19 protein-coding genes and 1 pseudogene are annotated in these 16,640 nt (G+C 50.5%); 5 read left to right on the forward strand and 15 right to left on the reverse strand.

Annotated elements, in window-relative coordinates; all coding sequences use genetic code 11:
- From VB081_RS03230 to VB081_RS03250, 5 genes and pseudogenes are all read left to right on the forward strand, one after another.
- Window positions 1-238: pseudogene (locus VB081_RS03230) on the forward strand (ABC transporter ATP-binding protein); the annotation flags it as partial.
- A gap of 252 nt (window positions 239-490) precedes the next feature.
- The gene (locus tag VB081_RS03235) at window positions 491-700 is read left to right on the forward strand and encodes a hypothetical protein (RefSeq protein WP_323399449.1); all 210 of its coding nucleotides are present in this window, start codon (window positions 491-493) and stop codon (window positions 698-700) included.
- Window positions 646-1,866: a transporter substrate-binding domain-containing protein gene (locus VB081_RS03240; RefSeq protein ID WP_323399411.1), complete on the forward strand. Its 1,221-nt coding sequence runs from the start codon at window positions 646-648 to the stop codon at window positions 1,864-1,866. Before VB081_RS03235 ends, VB081_RS03240 begins: the two co-directional genes overlap by 55 nt.
- Before the next feature lie 47 nt (window positions 1,867-1,913).
- Window positions 1,914-2,417, forward strand: a complete 504-nt coding sequence (locus VB081_RS03245) for an ATP-binding protein (RefSeq protein ID WP_442872700.1) — start codon at window positions 1,914-1,916, stop codon at window positions 2,415-2,417.
- A gap of 49 nt (window positions 2,418-2,466) precedes the next feature.
- On the forward strand, window positions 2,467-2,934 hold the full coding sequence (locus VB081_RS03250) for a response regulator (protein WP_323399413.1): 468 nt from the start codon (window positions 2,467-2,469) through the stop codon (window positions 2,932-2,934).
- A 276-nt stretch (window positions 2,935-3,210) separates the two neighbouring features.
- Here the strand turns inward: VB081_RS03250 and VB081_RS03255 are convergent, their stop codons facing one another.
- The 15 genes from VB081_RS03255 to VB081_RS03325 all read right to left on the reverse strand — a co-directional run bounded on the left by VB081_RS03255 (window position 3,211) and on the right by VB081_RS03325 (window position 16,628).
- The gene (locus VB081_RS03255) at window positions 3,211-3,963 is read right to left on the reverse strand and encodes a carboxymuconolactone decarboxylase family protein (protein ID WP_323399414.1); all 753 of its coding nucleotides are present in this window, start codon (window positions 3,961-3,963) and stop codon (window positions 3,211-3,213) included.
- A 16-nt stretch (window positions 3,964-3,979) separates the two neighbouring features.
- Complete coding sequence (locus VB081_RS03260) at window positions 3,980-4,462, reverse strand: flavodoxin (RefSeq protein WP_323399415.1); 483 nt, start codon at window positions 4,460-4,462, stop codon at window positions 3,980-3,982.
- 108 nt (window positions 4,463-4,570) lie between these two features.
- Window positions 4,571-4,921 carry a MerR family transcriptional regulator gene (locus VB081_RS03265; protein WP_323399416.1) on the reverse strand — a complete coding sequence of 117 codons (351 nt, stop codon included), beginning with the start codon at window positions 4,919-4,921 and terminating at the stop codon, window positions 4,571-4,573.
- Between the two features lie 471 nt (window positions 4,922-5,392).
- Window positions 5,393-6,283: a LysR family transcriptional regulator gene (locus VB081_RS03270; RefSeq protein WP_323399417.1), complete on the reverse strand. Its 891-nt coding sequence runs from the start codon at window positions 6,281-6,283 to the stop codon at window positions 5,393-5,395.
- Window positions 6,284-6,319: 36 nt separating this feature from the next.
- Entirely contained in the window at window positions 6,320-6,925 is a 606-nt protein-coding gene (locus tag VB081_RS03275; protein ID WP_323399418.1) for a hypothetical protein, read from the reverse strand.
- 66 nt (window positions 6,926-6,991) lie between these two features.
- Entirely contained in the window at window positions 6,992-7,573 is a 582-nt protein-coding gene (locus VB081_RS03280; RefSeq protein ID WP_323399419.1) for a nitroreductase family protein, read from the reverse strand.
- A gap of 20 nt (window positions 7,574-7,593) precedes the next feature.
- The gene (locus tag VB081_RS03285; protein ID WP_323399420.1) at window positions 7,594-8,433 is read right to left on the reverse strand and encodes a 3-hydroxyacyl-CoA dehydrogenase family protein; all 840 of its coding nucleotides are present in this window, start codon (window positions 8,431-8,433) and stop codon (window positions 7,594-7,596) included.
- A gap of 44 nt (window positions 8,434-8,477) precedes the next feature.
- Window positions 8,478-9,257 carry an enoyl-CoA hydratase-related protein gene (locus tag VB081_RS03290; protein ID WP_323399421.1) on the reverse strand — a complete coding sequence of 260 codons (780 nt, stop codon included), beginning with the start codon at window positions 9,255-9,257 and terminating at the stop codon, window positions 8,478-8,480.
- A gap of 37 nt (window positions 9,258-9,294) precedes the next feature.
- Window positions 9,295-10,485: an acetyl-CoA C-acetyltransferase gene (locus tag VB081_RS03295; RefSeq protein WP_323399422.1), complete on the reverse strand. Its 1,191-nt coding sequence runs from the start codon at window positions 10,483-10,485 to the stop codon at window positions 9,295-9,297.
- A gap of 238 nt (window positions 10,486-10,723) precedes the next feature.
- Window positions 10,724-11,728 carry an electron transfer flavoprotein subunit alpha/FixB family protein gene (locus VB081_RS03300; protein WP_323399423.1) on the reverse strand — a complete coding sequence of 335 codons (1,005 nt, stop codon included), beginning with the start codon at window positions 11,726-11,728 and terminating at the stop codon, window positions 10,724-10,726.
- 13 nt (window positions 11,729-11,741) lie between these two features.
- Window positions 11,742-12,545, reverse strand: a complete 804-nt coding sequence (locus VB081_RS03305; RefSeq protein ID WP_323399424.1) for an electron transfer flavoprotein subunit beta/FixA family protein — start codon at window positions 12,543-12,545, stop codon at window positions 11,742-11,744.
- 62 nt (window positions 12,546-12,607) lie between these two features.
- Window positions 12,608-13,750 (reverse strand): acyl-CoA dehydrogenase, encoded by a 1,143-nt coding sequence (locus tag VB081_RS03310; RefSeq protein ID WP_323399425.1) that lies wholly within the window; start codon window positions 13,748-13,750, stop codon window positions 12,608-12,610.
- A gap of 350 nt (window positions 13,751-14,100) precedes the next feature.
- Window positions 14,101-15,054, reverse strand: coding sequence for a 3-hydroxyacyl-CoA dehydrogenase family protein (locus VB081_RS03315; RefSeq protein ID WP_323399426.1), 954 nt, complete (start codon window positions 15,052-15,054; stop codon window positions 14,101-14,103).
- 37 nt (window positions 15,055-15,091) lie between these two features.
- Window positions 15,092-15,766, reverse strand: coding sequence for a hypothetical protein (locus tag VB081_RS03320; RefSeq protein ID WP_323399427.1), 675 nt, complete (start codon window positions 15,764-15,766; stop codon window positions 15,092-15,094).
- Between the two features lie 25 nt (window positions 15,767-15,791).
- A complete protein-coding gene (locus VB081_RS03325; protein WP_323399428.1) occupies window positions 15,792-16,628 on the reverse strand; it encodes an N-acyl homoserine lactonase family protein in 837 nt (278 codons plus the stop codon).
- Window positions 16,629-16,640 lie beyond the last annotated feature (12 nt).

Below are 16,640 nucleotides of genomic sequence, written 5' to 3' on the forward strand. Positions count from 1 at the left end.
CGAAGCCACCTCCAGCATCGACACCCGGACCGAAGCCCTGGTCCAGGCCGGCATGGACAGCCTGATGATTGGCCGGACGGTGTTCGTCATCGCCCACCGCCTCTCCACCATTAAAAATGCCGATGCCATCATGGTGATGGAGCAGGGCCGCATCATTGAACGCGGTGACCACGACACCCTCATGGCAGAACACGGCGAATACTACCAGCTCTACACCGGTGGACTGGAATTGGAATAAAGTATACTCCCATTTTGTTTTTTATATTATTATTACTATAAACCCAGCAGCGAAATTAATTGTAGGGGGGGAATAGTAATGACATTCGAAAAATACAGCCTTACCAGGACCTCTTAATTCCCCGGGGCGGTTTTAAAGGATAAAGGCAGTCTGTAGACTGTCCATCCCGAAGACCGCCCTGTTTTCATGCACTTTTTTAATGGCTGTTCCATACAAATTATCATCAAATTTCTTACAGGGGAGGATAGGATTTTGAAAAAAGTATTGACTGTATTCTTCGCATTGCTACTGCTTACCGCCACTGTGATGCCAGAAGCGCTGGCAACGGAAAGAACCGTTCGGGTGGGGTGTTTTCCCTGGGTCAATTCCAGGATTTTAATGAAAAGGGAGAAGCCCGGGGCTACAACGTGGATTATCTCAACAAGATTGCCCAAATTACCCATTGGAACTACGAATTTGTAAAGGTGTCAAACGGGGTGGAAGCCACCAGCCTGCTGGAAAGCAGCGGCATCGACCTGCTGGCACCTGCCCAGAAAACCGAAGCCCTCAGTGCCGCCTTTGATTACAGCGTCTATTCCATGGGCACCGAATTCGCTGCCATCTACACCCTCTCCACCCGGGAGGATCTACTGTACGAAGACTTTACCACCATAGCAACGCTGAAATACGGTGGTACCCAGAACTCAACCTTCACCACCAAATTTCTGGAGGATTATTGTGTCAGTGCTGGCTTTACGCCAAATTTAACCCTGTACGACAACACCACCGAGCTTTTCAATGCCCTACACAGCGGTACCGTGGATGTCGTGGTGACCAATATCATGTTTGCCGATGATGATGTGAAGCTGCTGGGCCGTTTCCATCCCATGCCCGTCTATTACATTACCCAAAAGGGCAACACCGCCCTCCTTGACGAGCTGAACGAAGCCATGATCGACATTCGTATGGACAATCCCACCTTCGAAACCGATCTGATGAATCAGTATTTTCCCATGTACAGCAATACCCAATTCACCTATGCCGAAACCCAATTTATTAAAAACATCGGGGAGATCACCATCGGTTACGAAGTCAACCACGCCCCCCTTTCCTACACCGATCAAAGCACTGGTGAATTTGCCGGTGTCACCCGGGATGTCCTGGATCGGATTTCGGAGATCACCGGCATGACCTTTAAATACGCCGCCCTGCCAGCCACGGATGTCACCTATGATTACCTCCGGGAGAATCAAATCTACGTCTTAAGCAATGTGGAGTATAACAGCCTCAACACGGCCAACCCCGCCTACAATGGGTTAAGCGTCCTCCCCATTCAGTCCCTGGACGACCAGCTCTGCATCTCCACCATCGCCTTCCAGGGGGATAGCAGTGATACGGCCCAGCAGCTCAGCAGCGGAACTTTCATTTCCATTGTGGATAAGGCCATTAAGCAGATGAGCACCCTGGAGGTGGATACCATCATCATGGAAAACACCGCCGCCAGCCAATACAGAACCACATTTTTGGATTTTGTCTATCCGTACCGCTATCCCCTGTTATGCCTTGGCCTTCTCCTGGGGGCCTGTCTGGCCCTTTTGATCCGCAGCCGGAAAATCGAAAAAATTTCGATCTTTTGCTCCAGGATGTAACCGAAGAATTCTTAATCGGTGATTCCCTGCGGGTGAATCAAGTCCTTTTGAATCTGCTGTCCAACGCCCATAAATTCACCCCCGAGGGAGGCAGCATCAAGGTTGTGGTGGTACAGCTCAGCCGTAAATCCAGCACGGTATTCCTGCGCTTTACGGTATCGGATACGGGCTGTGGTATTTCAGAGGAAATGCAGGAGCGCATCTTTAAGCCCTTTGAGCAGGAAAGTGCAGAAATCGCCAAGACCCACGGCGGCAGCGGCCTGGGGCTGTCCATCACCAAAAACCTGGTGGAATTAATGCACGGTGCCATCAAGCTCCAGAGCAAAAAAGATGAAGGGATGACCTTTACTGTCGATTTGTCCTTTGCGGTGGAACAGCGGTCAGAGGAATACGAACCAACGGATTTCAAGGATATCCGTGCATTGGTCATTGATGACGATGGCGGCACCATTGAATACACCTCCATTGTCCTTGAGCGCATTGGCGTCCAATTTGATGTTGCCCACAGCGGCGAAGAAGCCCTTTCCATTATTTATCACCGAGGCCTATGAACAGGGCACCGGCTACGATGTTTGCTTTGTGGACTGAAAAATGCCCGGTATGAACGGCATCGACATCACCCGGAAAATCCGGGCCCTCTTTGATGCAGACACCATCATCATTATTGTTTCTGCCTACGATCTGTCCGAGGTGGAGGATGAAGCCAAGGCTGCTGGTACCAATATGTTTATGCCAAAGCCCCTCTTCCAATCCACAGTCTGCAATGTCCTGATGACGCTGACTGCGGACCAGGACGATTATGATTTCATGGGCCGGCGTATCCTCCTGGCTGAGGATAATGCCCTCAATCGGGAAATTGCCGTTGAGCTTCTGGAAATGGTGCATTTCACAGTGGAGTGTGCAGAAAATAGTCAGGAAGCCGTTGATCGTTTTGAAGCCGCTGCGCCCGGATATTATGATGCCATCCTCATGGATATCCAGATGCCCATTTTAGATGGCTATAAAGCCGCCGAGAAAATCCGCCGCCTCAGCATCCCGATGCTGCATAAATCCCCATTTTCGCCATGACGGCCAACGCCTTTACCGAGGACATCTCCGCCGCCCTGTCCAGTGGGATGAATGGCCACATCGCCAAGCCCATCGATACAGAAGTCCTGTATCAGACCCTTAAGCGTTATTGGGATACGCAGACGGCGCAGTAAGGGGTTTCCTCTCCTACTGACTTCATTATAACACGCCATCCACTCAAGGGGCAGAGAAAAAACAAAGGGGCAAGGAGTGTAACCTATACAGGTTCATACCCCTTGCCCCTTTGCGTTAAATAACATGCTTTTTTTATACTCCTTACTTCAATTTCCCATAATCTGCATCAGACACCGCCTCAAGCCAGGTATTGCCCGTGGCTTCGCCCGGTATCTCTACGGCCAGGTGGGAGAACCAGCTGTCCGGTGCTGCACCGTGCCAGTGCTTCACCCCAACGGGAATATTGATAATGGTCCCCGGCAGGATTTCCACGGCTTCCTCACCCTCGGCCTGGTAATAGCCCCGGCCACCGACACCGATGAGCATCTGGCCGCCGCCAGCAGTCCCCTCATGGATATGCCAGTTATTCCGGCACCCCGGTTCAAAGGTGACGTTGTAAATGGGCACCTGGGTCGTGGAAATCGGAGCCAGGTAGCTCTGCCCTACAAAATACTCGGCATAGGCATCGTTGGGTTCGCCAATGGGGAAGAAGATGGCGTTTTGATGGGCGGATTTACCATCCGCCTCGGGTACGGTATCCGTCCATACCTTCTTGGCCAGGTTAAAGGCTGCCCAGGCCATGGGCCAGCCAATATAGAAGGCCAGCTGGGTAATGATTTCTGCAATTTCGGTTTGGGTCATGCCGTTTTTCTTCGCCGTTTCCAGGTGATATTGGAAGGAAGAATCCACCAGTCCCCGGCCCATAAAGGCGGCGATGGTAATCATGCTGCGTTCCTTCAGGGGCAGGCCGTCACTGCTCCAGACCTCTCCAAAGAGCACATCATCATTGAATGCGGCAAACTGTGGTGCAAATTCTCCAAGGGCATCCCGCCCTGCGGTTTGTATAATTTTCATTTGGTTTTCTCCTTGTTTATAAATTGAATCCCTGGACCCATTTGTCCACGGCTTTTTCAGAGCTTCCATTTAGCACCTTTCCGGTCTGCCAGCAGGCTGTATCTGAACAGGAGGGCTTTAATACCTCCACCGTGCGCCCAAAGCCGCTGCCGCCGGAGGTGGCAAAGGGAATGATGGTCTTACCGGAAAAATCATAGCTTTCTAAAAAGGTATTGATGATGGTGGGGGCGACATACCACCAGATTGGAAAGCCCAGAAATACAGTATCGTAATCCTCCATATTGTCCACACGTGTAGCAATGGCTGGCCGGGACCCTGCATCCGTCATTTCCACAGAGCTTCTGGAATTTTTATTCTGCCAATCCAAATCTGCTGCCGTATAAGGCGTCTCCGGCAGTATTTCAAAGATATCTGCCTGGGCCGCCTTGGCAATCTGACGGGCGACCTTTGCCGTGGACCCACTGGCCGAAAAATAAGTGACTAACACCTTGTGGTTCATTGATTGATCCTCCAACTTTCATTTTGAAATTCAATTCTTTTTATTTTAATACTAACCCTTGGAGTGGACTCCAAGTCAAGGGATTTTTAAAATACCCTCAGGCGGTCTTTACTTCATTGCTTTGGCGATTTCATGTCTCAGATAGTCCATCTTTCCCAGCTTTTTCTCCTGGAAGTGAATTTCATCCAGGGTGATGCTGCGATGCTTGTTGAGCATGGCCATTCGCACCCCTTCGGTGGACTCCCCGGAAAGGAAGAGCTCCATATATTCCTTGACCTCTTCATTAGAAAACCCAATGTCGTGGAGGGTCATAATCATGCCCAGCCGCTCTAAATCCGTATCATCGTACTGCCAGTCTCCCATTACCTTTTTCACCTCTGCACACAACCCCCAGCCTTCGTATTCCCTGAGTATTGCAATGGGAATATTATAGGCCTGGCTTGCCTCATCGATTGTCATTGAGGACCTCCTTTTATGCGAAAAAAATAAGCATCCCGGTGGGATGCTTCAGAGTGTAGACAAAGTGGCATAGCACGGTCAGGACGCTGATAAAAAAGATTCACCCCGGACCTCAGGCGTAAGCTGCGAGTTAGCGAGTAGCGCTTGAGTACAAGAATACTTTCTTGTACGGATGAATCGGCTTTAGCCGATTTAAACACTTTGCTTTGTCCACAATCTACAAAAATTCCCTTATTAAAAAGAGGTCGGAATTTTCGTATATTGCGAACCATCGGTCATCGGCTGCTATTCGCTAACGCCCATAAGACAGCAACCTACATCTTTACTTCGTAAAGCTGGACGCGATGGTCCCGCAGGGGCAGCCGGGGTTCTCGTATTTTTATCATCGCCCTGCCCTTACCTTGTCTTCATTCTGAAATATCTCTGTGGGATACTTATAGTATAGTACAATTTCTAAAATTGCGAAAATGCTTATATCTTATCGCTGGATATGCTTTTTTTGTATTTTCTGATAAACTCAATAAAAGCGGTGGTGGTGGCGGAATGGGCTTGGTTGCGCTTCCAGGCGATGGCAGACCCGAAAACTAACCTTGGAGATAGGGGGATGAAGTGCAGATTTTCGTACTGGCTTTCCAGACGAATGGTAACCAGAGCACCCAGCCGATGCTTAACCAGCACGGCTGCATTGTATTGCAGATTGATAGTCATAAGGATTTCGACCTGGTCCGCATAGGGGCCAAACCAACTGGACAGCTCACTTTTTATAAGCTCCCGCTGGGGCATGATGAGGGGAACCCCCACCAAATCCTGGGGTGTCACACTTTCCTTTTTCGCCAGGGGCGAGTCTTCATGGATCAGGATGCCCCACTCCTCGGTCTCTGGCAACCGCATAAAATCATAACGTACCATGTCCACCGGCTCCGACAGCAGGGCCACATCAATCAGCCCCCGTTCCATCCGCTCCTTTATATGGTCTGCCTGACCGCTGTACAGCACAAAATGTACCAGTGGGTGCATTTTGTGAAACTGGGATAAAAGCTCTGCCAGGTAATGGACGCTGTGGAGCTCTCCGCTGCCGATGGTGATTTCCCCTGCCAGATTATTGTCGGACATTGTAAATTCCCGGACTGTTTTATCCGTCAGATCCACAATTTCCTGGGCCCGCTGTCTCAGGCGCATGCCATCATCGGTGAGGATAATGTTATGGTTGCTTCTTGTAAAAAGCTTGACCCCCAGCTCTTCCTCCACCTGCATGATCTGCCGGGAAAGGGTGGGCTGGGTGACATGGAGCAGATCCGCCGCTCGGGTGATGTTCTCCTCCCTGGCCACCACCAGGAAATACCGCAAGACACGAATATCCATCCCTTGATTCCATCCTTTCGTTTGTGCGTGCTGGGCTCATTTGTATTGACGCCAATCAATATCCCCCTTATCCCGCCGCTTGCGCTGCCGCTTCAAATGACAGAAGTGAAAATAACAACTCATTCGGTTGGACAAGGGCAGGGCCAGAACAATGAGCTGTAAGGGCAGGGCACACAGCATAAGATTGACCGCCACATCCGGATGCCCTGTAATAACACCCACCCACAGCCAGCTAATACCATCTGCTGCAATAATCATAAGCAAAGTCCAAAGGCAATAAACTAGCCGATCGCTCCGGGATGACGGGTAATAGATTGCATTTTTGTAGTAGAATTCTGGGATAAAAGCAATCAAACTAGGAGCGGTAATAAATGCTCCTATCAACCAGTGCTCCCCCGTGTGATATTTCACCTGAAAATACGGGCCGTATAGATTCCCATAGTGCATTCGTAACACATAATATGCAATTACATTAATAACAACAAAAGACATGGCCAAATAATAATAGTATTTTCCACTGGTACAGAGCATTTCTAAAATAAGGTGCTCCCGCTCCTGCTTTTCTTCCGGGGTATCACTATCAGTAACTTCTGGAGTGGCTTCATCTGAAGGATTTTGAGGGCTATTATTATAGTAACTCATTTCATTAACCTTTCCCTTTTATATGGATATAATAGCCCAATCCCAAGGATAATGCAAATATCTGTGCTAGATAATAATAAACCGATCCTCCTTACGTCTCGGCATTTTCGGCTCCTGATCCGGGTAGCCGAAGGTAACCATGGCCACCATGGGGCCCTTATCCGGGGCAAATTCCTTCTGAATATCCTCGGCCAGGCCGGCTTCCAGGGGAGCCGTCAGCCAGCAGGAGGCGATGCCCTTTCCCTGGGCGGTTAGAATCATGTTTTCTATCCCCGCCGCAATGCTTTGAATGACGGATTCCCGCTTCCAATTGGCAAATTTCGGCTTATTCATAAAGGCCAAGACGCACATGGGGGCCCCACCCAAAAGGGAAATGAAATGCTGGGTACTGGCAATGACCTGGGGATGCTCCCCAAAGCGTTCCTCCAGCTCCGGCCGAATCTTTTCGGAGGTAACCGCCATAATGGACAGAACCCGTTCCAGGCTTTCGGGACTTTTTACTGCAATGTAGTACCAGGGCTGAAGGTTGATGGCAGATGGTGCCAGGGTACCGGCTTCTAAGATTTCTGTAATCTCTGCGTTGGACAGTGGGGTATCCTTATACCGCCGCACTGAACGGCGTTCTGAAATCGTACGCTTGATATCCATAATAAATGACTCCTTCCCCTTTACCTGCTGTAATCGTAAAAGCCCTTGCCTGTTTTCATGCCCAGGGCACCACCCCGCACCATTTTACGCAGCAGGGGTTCGGGTGCGTATTTGTCCAGCCCGGTTTCGCTCTGGAGCACCTCCATAATAGCCAGCACAATATCTAAACCGATGAGGTCACCCAGGGCCAGTGGTCCCATGGGATGGTTCGATCCCAGCTTCATGGCGGTGTCAATCGCCTCTGCTGAGGCAGTCCCTGCGGCGTAGACCCCAATGGCTTCATTAATCATGGGAATGAGAATGCGGTTGACCACGAAGCCCGCCCCTTCCTCAACCTGGACCGGAACCTTACCAATGGCTTTTGCAATCTCCATAATTTTCTCCACCAATGCTTTGGAGGTATTGTACCCGGCAATCACCTCCACCAGCTTCATAACCGGGGCGGGATTAAAGAAGTGCATCCCAATAATTTCCCGGCCAATCCCTGCCCCCATTTCCGTAATGGACAGGGATGAGGTATTGGTGGCAAAAATACACTCTGGCTTACAAATTTGATCCAGTGCACCAAAGAGTTCATGCTTAATCGCCATTTTTTCTAAAACGGCTTCGACAATGAGGTCGCAGTCTGCGGATATATCCCGTAATCCGGTTTCAATATTATTCAATATGGCATCTGCTGCGGCCTGGTCCATTTTCCCTTTTTTTACCGACCGTTCCAGATTTTTCGCAATTTTGGCCTTGCCGCCATCAGCAAAGTCCTGGGTGATATCACAAAGCACGACACTATATCCATCGGTTTGGGCAAAGGCCTGGGCAATCCCAGATCCCATGGTTCCAGCACCAATCACACCTATTTTCATTTAGAATACCTCCTCGTATCCAACCTTTTCAGGTTAATTTTCTCCTAATTGTTTTTAAACGGGGCGTGCTTCCGCTTTTCCAAAAAAGCGGCCATCCCTTCGCTTTGATCCTCGGTTTCAAAGCAGCGGCCAAAGGCTTCGCATTCCAGAGAAATGCCACTATCAATATCCACCTCAATCCCCTGGTTCATGGCAGCCTTGGCTCTGCGGACAGCCACCGGTGCATTGTTTGCAATTTTCCCAGCCAGTTTCATGGCGGCGGGCATTAATTCTTCCTGGGGATAGACACCGTTCACCAGGCCCAAGGACAGCGCTTCCGCTGCTTTTATATTCGTGCAGGCAAAGATCATTTCTTTGGCCTTTCCCACTGGAATCCGGCGCATAAGGCGCTGGGTTCCGCCAAAGCCCGGGATGATGCCCAGCCCGGTTTCCGGCTGTCCGAAGAGGGCATTCTCCGATGCCAGACGGATATCACAGCACATGCTCAGCTCACAGCCGCCCCCCAGGGCAAAACCATTTACCGCAGCGATAACAGGAATGGGTAATTCCTCCAGCTTTCTGAACACGGCATTTCCTTTTTCGGCAAAGGCTTTCCCCTCTGGGTAATCCTTTTGAGCCATTTCAGCAATATCCGCCCCGGCTACAAAGGCTTTTTTTCCAGCACCGGTCAGCACCAGACACCGGATGGTATCCAGATCAATGCCTTCAATAATACGCTCCAGGGCTGTCAGCACAGCACTATTTAAAGCATTGAGTGCCCCTTCCCGGGTGATGGTCAGAATACCGACGGCACCCTCCACCTCAAACTTTACATCCTTTGTCATACAATCACACCTTTCTTATTTTGACTAATCCTGTCCCTTAATTGCCAATGGCTTCGACAATGGTTGCACACCCCATCCCACCACCGATGCACAGGGTCGCTAAACCCATTTTCGCATCCGGACGTTTTTGCATCTCATACAGGAGTGATACCAGAATACGAGCACCAGAACATCCAACCGGATGCCCCAGGGCTATGGCCCCACCGTTGACATTCAGCTTTTCATTGGGAATTTTCAGCTCTTGTCCCACTGCCAGGCTTTGGGCAGCAAAGGCTTCGTTGGCCTCTACCAAATCCATATCTTCAATGGTCAGTCCCGATTTTTCAAAAGCCTTCCGAGTGGCGTAGACGGGGCCCACCCCCATGATTGCCGGATCGCAGCCTGCGGATGCCCCTACCACAAAGCGAGCCATGGGTTTCACTCCCAATTCTCTGGCTTTGTCCGCCGACATGACAATGATTGCTGCTGCACCGTCATTGATGCCCGAGGCGGAGCCAGCGGTTACTGTCCCATCCTTTTTAAAGGCCGGCTTGAGTTTACCCAGGCTTTCCGCTGTAACGCCCTTCCGTGGAAATTCATCGACTTTAAATTCTATGCTTTCCCGTTTCCGCTTCACTGGAACCGGAACAATTTCATCATCAAATTTTCCAGCGGCCTGGGCTGCTTCACATTTCTGCTGGCTCCATGCGGAAAAGGCATCCTGCATTTCCCGGGTCAGATGCCAGCGCTCGGCTACATTTTCTGCCGTAATGCCCATATGGTAATCATTAAAGGCATCCCACAGGGCGTCCTTAATCATGGGGTCCACCAGCTTGCCATCGTTCATCCGATATCCCCACCGGGCCGATGGGATGGCATAGGGTACGGCGGACATATTTTCCATGCCGCCGGCCACGACGATTTCCGCATCCCCGGCCAGGATCATATTGGCGGCCATATTGACCGTCTTTAAGCCAGAACCGCAAATATTATTTAAGGTGATTCCGGGAACTTCCACGGGAATCCCCGCCTTTATGGCTGCCTGTCGGGCAACGCCCTGACCCTGGGCGGTCTGAAGGACACAGCCCATCAGGACCTCGTCCACAGCCTCCGGTGCAATTCCAGCCCGTCTAAGGGCTTCCTTAATAACAATCGCCCCCAGATCAGCTGCCGGCACATCCTTGAGGGTTCCCCCATAGCTTCCAATGGCGGTGCGGCAGGCTCCTGCCAAAACAACTTCTTTTACCATAATCCTCTCCCTTTCACGGTTTTATACTGTCCTTATGAAATGACTTTACCAAAAAAGCCAAGGTGCGTAAACTGAGCAAAGTACACCTTGGCTTAAACTACAGCAATCATCCCGATTATGGGACGATAAACGGTACATGCCTTGCCTGGGTATGAACCGTGTTCCTCCAATCCCGCCTCGAAATCCCGCCAGGTTATATACCCGGAGGAGTTGGGTTTTGGAAAAAATCTATACTTGCTTATGCCCTGGCTTTTTTAATTTCTTCAACCAGGATCGGAAGGACTTCAAATAAATTCCCCACAAGACCATAATCGGCCACATCGAAAATGGGGGCATCGGCATCCTTATTGATGGCCACGACACAGTCCGAGCCGCTCATCCCAGCCAGATGCTGGATGGCTCCGGAAATCCCACAGGCGATGTAAAGCTTCGGCCCAACGGTCTTTCCAGTCTGGCCCACCTGATGGGCGTGGGAGATCCATCCGGAATCCACAGCGGCACGGGATGCGCCTACAGTAGCACCCAGGACATCGGCCAGGGCCTTAATGGTATCAAACCCTTCGGGTCCGCCAACACCACGGCCACCGGATACGATGATTTCCGCACCTTCCAGGTCAACATCGCCGCCCTCGACATCCCGGAGGACTTCTAACACCTTGGTCCGGATTTCACTGGGGTCAATGGCGATATTTTCCCGAATGCTCACAGCATGGCCTTCAGAGGCGATGCTCTTTTTAAAGACCCCGGGGCGTACGGTCCCAATTTGGGGCCGATGGTTCGGGCACTGGATGGTAGCCATGAGGTTCCCCCCAAAGGCAGGACGGGTCCAGGCTACATTGCCGGTTTCTTCGTCCACATCCAGGGCGGTACAGTCTGCGGTAAGGCCCGTCTTTAAACGGCAGCTCACCCGGGGGCCGAGGTCACGGCCATTGTTGGTCGCACCGATTAACATACTGGTGGGGCCGTATTTTTCCACCAGGGTGCAAATGGCCTTGGTGTAGGCATCTGTCGAATAGGTTTGGTATTCCTCCCCTTCCACAGAAATAATCCGGTCTGCATCGTGCTCCGTGGCTTCCTTTACGGCTACGCCCACATTATTCCCAATGACGATGGCCACTAACTCTCCACCCTGCTTATCGGCGATCATCCGGCCCGGTGTAAGGAGCTCAATCCCTACATTTTTGGGGCTGCCATCTTCGTTTGTTTCAATAAAGACCCACAGGTCCTTTGTTTTTGCTTCCATGTTTTTCTCCTCCCTAAATTATTGTCGCATCACTTAAGAGCTTAAACAGCTTTGCAGAGGCTTCTTCTACGGTTTCTTCCTGGATTTTTACGCCACCGCTTTTCTTCTGGGGGACAAAGGTCTTTTTCACCTTTGTGGGGGACCCGCTTAAGCCCGCTTTTTCCAAGTCGATGGTGGGTAAATCTTCGGAGGTCAATGTTGGAATTTCCGCACGATTGGCCGCCAGCTTGCGTTTGATATTGGCATAGCGGGGTTCCCAGGCGGGCTTGGTGTAGGTTACCACACAGGGCAGCTCCACGCCGATGACCGCAACGCCCTCTTCGGTTTCCTTGTTCACCTTGAGCATGCCATCGGCAACGGCGGCTTCCAGGGCATAGGTCACCTGGGGTAAACCCAAATGCTCGGCAATTTCCGGGCCAACCTGGGCGGTATCCCCATCGATGGCCTGCTTGCCGCAGAAGATCATATCGAAGGCACCCTCCAGCTCTTCCAGTTTTTTAACGGATTCGCTGATGATGTAGCTGGTGGCCAGGGTATCACTCCCCCCAAACTTACGGTCAGAGAGTAAATAGGCTTTATCCGCTGCAATGGCAAGGCATTCCTTTAAAACTGCCTTGGCCTGATCCGGCCCCATGGATAACACCACAATCTTTGTTTCCGGGTCCTGATCCTTAATCCGGGCCGCTGCTTCTAAGGCATAGCCATCAAAGGGATTGAGGATGCTGGGAACCCCAGCACGAATCAGGGTATTTTTAACCGGGTCGATTTTAATTTCCGTTGTATCCGGTACCTGTTTGACACAGACTAAAATATTCATAATAAATCCTTTCTGTTGAGAATTTTGTAACAATTGATTCAGGATGTCACAGGGAAGTCAGCCTATTTTACACCCATCCAGCCGGCAATGACCATGCGCTGAACCTCGCTGGTGCCTTCGTAAATTTCTGTAATTTTGGCATCCCGCATGTAGCGTTCAAAGGGGTATTCCCGGGTGTAGCCGTAGCCCCCAACCAACTGCAGGCAGCGGTTGGCCACATTGGTGGCGGCTTCTGAAGCGTAGAGCTTACCCATGGCGGCCAAATGGCTGTAGGGCTCATGATCCTGCTTCGCCTGGGCTGCCCGATAAATTAAGAGTCGCGCAGCATCCACCCGGGCCTGCATATCTGCTAACTGAAACTGGGTATTCTGGAACTGGCTGATGCGTTTGCCAAACTGTACCCGTTCCTGGGTGTACTTGACACAGGCATCAATGGCGGCCTGGGCAATCCCCAGGGCCTGGGCACCAATACCGATGCGTCCGCCGTCCAGGGTGGTCATGGCAATTTTAAAGCCTTTGTTGAGTTCCCCCAGAAGGTTTTCCTTGGGGACGATGCAGTCTTCAAAGATCAGCTCACAGGTGGAGGACCCGCGAATCCCCATTTTCTTCTCATGGGCGCCCACTGAAAAGCCTTTAAAGTCACGTTCTACGATGAAAGCGGAAATCCCACGATTGCCCTTTTCCATATCCGTCATGGCAAAGACCACGAAAATATCTGCAAAAGCGGCATTGGTAATGAAGATCTTAGAACCGTTGAGTACCCAATGGTCACCCTTATCCACCGCAGTGGTCTTTTGCATGGCGGAATCGGTGCCGGCTCCGGGCTCGGTCAGGCCAAAGGCGCCCAGGGCTTCCCCGGATGCCAGCTGGGTTAAGTATTTCTGCTTCTGCTCTTCTGTACCATATTCGCTAATGGGCCAGCTGCACAGGGAGGTGTGCGCGGACACCATGACGCTGGTGGTGGCACAATGCTTGGCCAGCTCTTCACACACACCAATGTAGGTCACATAGCTCAGGCCGCAGCCATTATATTGTTCTTCAAAGGGAACACCCATCATTCCCATTTCTGCCAGCTGCTTCCAGGTGCCTTCCGGAAATTTTTCTTCCTCATCCGTCTCTGCTGCAATGGGTGCGATCTCGTTGACACTGAAATCATGGAGCATATTTAGAATCGATTGTTCTTCTTCGTTAAAATGAAAATTCATAATATTTCCTCTCGAATTTGGATTTAGGGAAGCACTGCAGATACACCGTCGTGCCGCCACCGATTTTAAACATAAAGGGCTGTTTCGCTTTTCTCCTCCATTCTAAAAACCCTGTGTTAAATTCAAACAACCTTTCTGTATTGATACCATTATGGGCCCCAGAGCCCCAAAAGGGAAGGGACAAACCCCTGCGTTTATCCAGTTTTTGACGGTACCCCGGAAATGTACAGCTATGGATGCTCCTCCCCTAAAAACGAAAAAAACACAGTCCATTTCCAGGTGTAAAGCACCCTGGGAAATGGACCATGCTTAATATTGAGAAGGGTTTGTAATAATAATAGATTTTTTAATTAATCTGAAAACTCATCCTTGATCTTCCGGTTGGATTGGATGGTTTTAACGATTTTACGGTCCCGGACCGCCCGGGATTTTGTGGGATCTTCATAATCAAAATAGCCCTTGCCTGATTTAACCCCTAAATCGCCCTTGTCAAATAAATCCTTTAGATTCTTGGGCACAGAGGAATCATTGCACAGCTCTGGCAGCAGGTTTTCGCAGATTTTTTCATAGGTATCCACCCCGGCGAAGTCCACCAGCTCAAAGGGACCTTCAAAGGGATAGCGGGAACCGTGGGTGGCACGGACTGCAGAATCAATATCCTCTGGGGCGCACCAGCCCTGATCCACCATATAGGCGCCTTCCCGATAGATGGCGAAGGTCAGGCGATTCATAATAAATCCAGGGATAACCTTGTTGACCACCGCCGGGCTTTTGCCGGTGGCGTCCATCAGCGCTTTAACAGCTGCCACGGTTTCATCCGAGGTTTCCGGTCCACGGACGATTTCCACCAGGGGCATGACGTAAGCCGGCACAAAGAAATGGGTAATAACCAGGCGTTCAGGATTCTTAACTTCCAGGAAATCGTAGATTTTAAGCCCAGAGGTATTGCTGGCCAAAATGGCATCCTCACGGCAATAACCATCGAGATCATCGAAGATTTTTTTCTTTAATTCCTTGTTTTCCGGAACACTTTCAATGACCAGATCCGCATCAGCGACCGCAGCCTTTAAATCGCTGAAATACTGCACCTTTTCCTCGCCCTTTTTCGCCTGATCTGCATCAATTTCCCCTAAATCCAGCATGGATTTATAATTGCTGGGAATTTGAGTCTTTGCCTTTTCAATGGCTTCCGGAAAGGCATCAAACAAATGGATGGTATAGCCGTAGATGGAAAAATGGGTTGCGATCCCCATGCCCATGGTACCCGCACCAATAATGGCAATGGTATTGATTTTTTTTGACATTGTGTTTTCTCCTTAAAATTAATCTGAATGCCTTTATCTAGGCGTTAACAGCTTCTTCTTCCACACCCTCAGGCTCACTGGGGGATATAAACGGCTTTGTCCCCAGGGTCAGCTCAATGCCGCAGAAACCCAGCATTAAGGCAACCACACAATAGGAGGCAATCACCCCATCGATGAAAAGTGCCCAGGCGGCAACGATATTCCAGACTGGGGGCAGGATTTCTGCCCCGGTCAAACCGAACCCCAGAACGCCGATGCCTCCGGTTAAAAAGCAGAGGAAATCGGTCTTTGGAGCAGTCAAAAGGCCTGGGAGTGCGAAGAGCAAGAAGAGACCGGATACGATAAAGCAAATCCCTGAAACCTTGTAGTCAAAGGGAATCCCCGTCATCTGAGAAACCGCCAGCATAATATTGCTGAAGCCGCCAATGGTTCCAAAGAAGGTAGCGAAAACTAAAAACACATTTCCGCCAAAGGCATTGCCCCGGTTAAACAGGAGGATGGCTCCAATGGTATAGCCTACAAAAACAGCAACCTGGAGTACCCCAATGGCCAGGGTGGCCCCTTCGCCCAGCAGCCCGATGGCATTGGCCCAAAAACAAAAGCACAGGGTGGCGAAAATCAGGTTCAGGGTTGGAACGGGGTCCCCATTTCCGGGCATCCCCTCCAGGGCAACGGTATACTTTTTAGGGTTATCTGGTTTTAAATCACTCATAACGATACGCTCCTCGGGTCATGGCTTAATCATACCATTCCGGCGAGGTCTTATAGGTTTTAAAAGTGGTGACATCGTGACTGAAAAAAACCTGTCCGCCTTCATCCTCAGCGATTTTACGGCATTTTTCAACATTGCCGTCGTATTCCTTGGGATTGGTGCACATCCCCGGACGGGAAATGGGCGGGCCATAGTTAAAGCGATTATAAATGGCATCTGAGGGGAATACCACGGTTCCGGTTTCCTCGGTGCGCACAACCACCCCCATGGTTCCCGGGGTATGTCCGGCTAAGAGGATTAATTCCAAATCGTCTGCCAGCTTGACATCCCCTTCCACAGGCTTCCAGTTGATACCGTCCAGACCGTCAAATTCGCCCCGGACATAGCCCATGAGATACTGGTTTTCCCCAACATCCTGGAGATTGGCCCGATAGAAGGCGTTGCGCAGCTCTGCATCCTGGACAACAATGTTTTTACCGGCCTTGGTATCCCGGAATAAGCGGATATTCCCGGAGTGGTCAAAATGGAGATGGGAGATGATGATCATGTCGATATCGTCAATGGTCATGTCCATTTCTGCCAGCTTATCCCGGAGATCAAAGATCTGGCTAATGGGGTAACCATCGGCTAAGGCCTTGGGCCAGCGGGCAGCCCAGCCCACATCGATGCCGGTATCCACCAGCACATTACCCAGCTCAGGATGCTGGATTAAAATGGCGTAGCAGTTCAGGGGCCATACGATTCTTTTTTCTTTATTGATTTTTTCTTCTTCTGGGGTAAGGGTGACGTGTTCGTCCTTGTATGCGTCAAAATCTGCCATGTGAATAAGGGTGAAACGGGTTTTTTCAACTTTCTTTTTCATGGTGTGTCTCCT

Origin of the sequence: Christensenella sp. (assembly GCF_034927525.1) — a bacterium.
In the GTDB taxonomy this organism is placed as follows: Bacteria; Bacillota; Clostridia; order Christensenellales; family Christensenellaceae; genus Christensenella.

Excerpts from the sequence above, each read along its gene's own strand:
- VB081_RS03250 (WP_323399413.1), top strand. The coding sequence starts at position 2,467 with ATGAACGGCATCGACATCACCCGGAAAATCCGGGCCCTCTTTGATGCA.
- VB081_RS03255 (WP_323399414.1), bottom strand. The coding sequence starts at position 3,963 with ATGAAAATTATACAAACCGCAGGGCGGGATGCCCTTGGAGAATTTGCA.
- VB081_RS03260 (WP_323399415.1), bottom strand. The coding sequence starts at position 4,462 with ATGAACCACAAGGTGTTAGTCACTTATTTTTCGGCCAGTGGGTCCACG.
- VB081_RS03265 (WP_323399416.1), bottom strand. The coding sequence starts at position 4,921 with ATGACAATCGATGAGGCAAGCCAGGCCTATAATATTCCCATTGCAATA.
- VB081_RS03270 (WP_323399417.1), bottom strand. The coding sequence starts at position 6,283 with ATGGATATTCGTGTCTTGCGGTATTTCCTGGTGGTGGCCAGGGAGGAG.
- VB081_RS03275 (WP_323399418.1), bottom strand. The coding sequence starts at position 6,925 with ATGAGTTACTATAATAATAGCCCTCAAAATCCTTCAGATGAAGCCACT.
- VB081_RS03280 (WP_323399419.1), bottom strand. The coding sequence starts at position 7,573 with ATGGATATCAAGCGTACGATTTCAGAACGCCGTTCAGTGCGGCGGTAT.
- VB081_RS03285 (WP_323399420.1), bottom strand. The coding sequence starts at position 8,433 with ATGAAAATAGGTGTGATTGGTGCTGGAACCATGGGATCTGGGATTGCC.
- VB081_RS03290 (WP_323399421.1), bottom strand. The coding sequence starts at position 9,257 with ATGACAAAGGATGTAAAGTTTGAGGTGGAGGGTGCCGTCGGTATTCTG.
- VB081_RS03295 (WP_323399422.1), bottom strand. The coding sequence starts at position 10,485 with ATGGTAAAAGAAGTTGTTTTGGCAGGAGCCTGCCGCACCGCCATTGGA.
- VB081_RS03300 (WP_323399423.1), bottom strand. The coding sequence starts at position 11,728 with ATGGAAGCAAAAACAAAGGACCTGTGGGTCTTTATTGAAACAAACGAA.
- VB081_RS03305 (WP_323399424.1), bottom strand. The coding sequence starts at position 12,545 with ATGAATATTTTAGTCTGTGTCAAACAGGTACCGGATACAACGGAAATT.
- VB081_RS03310 (WP_323399425.1), bottom strand. The coding sequence starts at position 13,750 with ATGAATTTTCATTTTAACGAAGAAGAACAATCGATTCTAAATATGCTC.
- VB081_RS03315 (WP_323399426.1), bottom strand. The coding sequence starts at position 15,054 with ATGTCAAAAAAAATCAATACCATTGCCATTATTGGTGCGGGTACCATG.
- VB081_RS03320 (WP_323399427.1), bottom strand. The coding sequence starts at position 15,766 with ATGAGTGATTTAAAACCAGATAACCCTAAAAAGTATACCGTTGCCCTG.
- VB081_RS03325 (WP_323399428.1), bottom strand. The coding sequence starts at position 16,628 with ATGAAAAAGAAAGTTGAAAAAACCCGTTTCACCCTTATTCACATGGCA.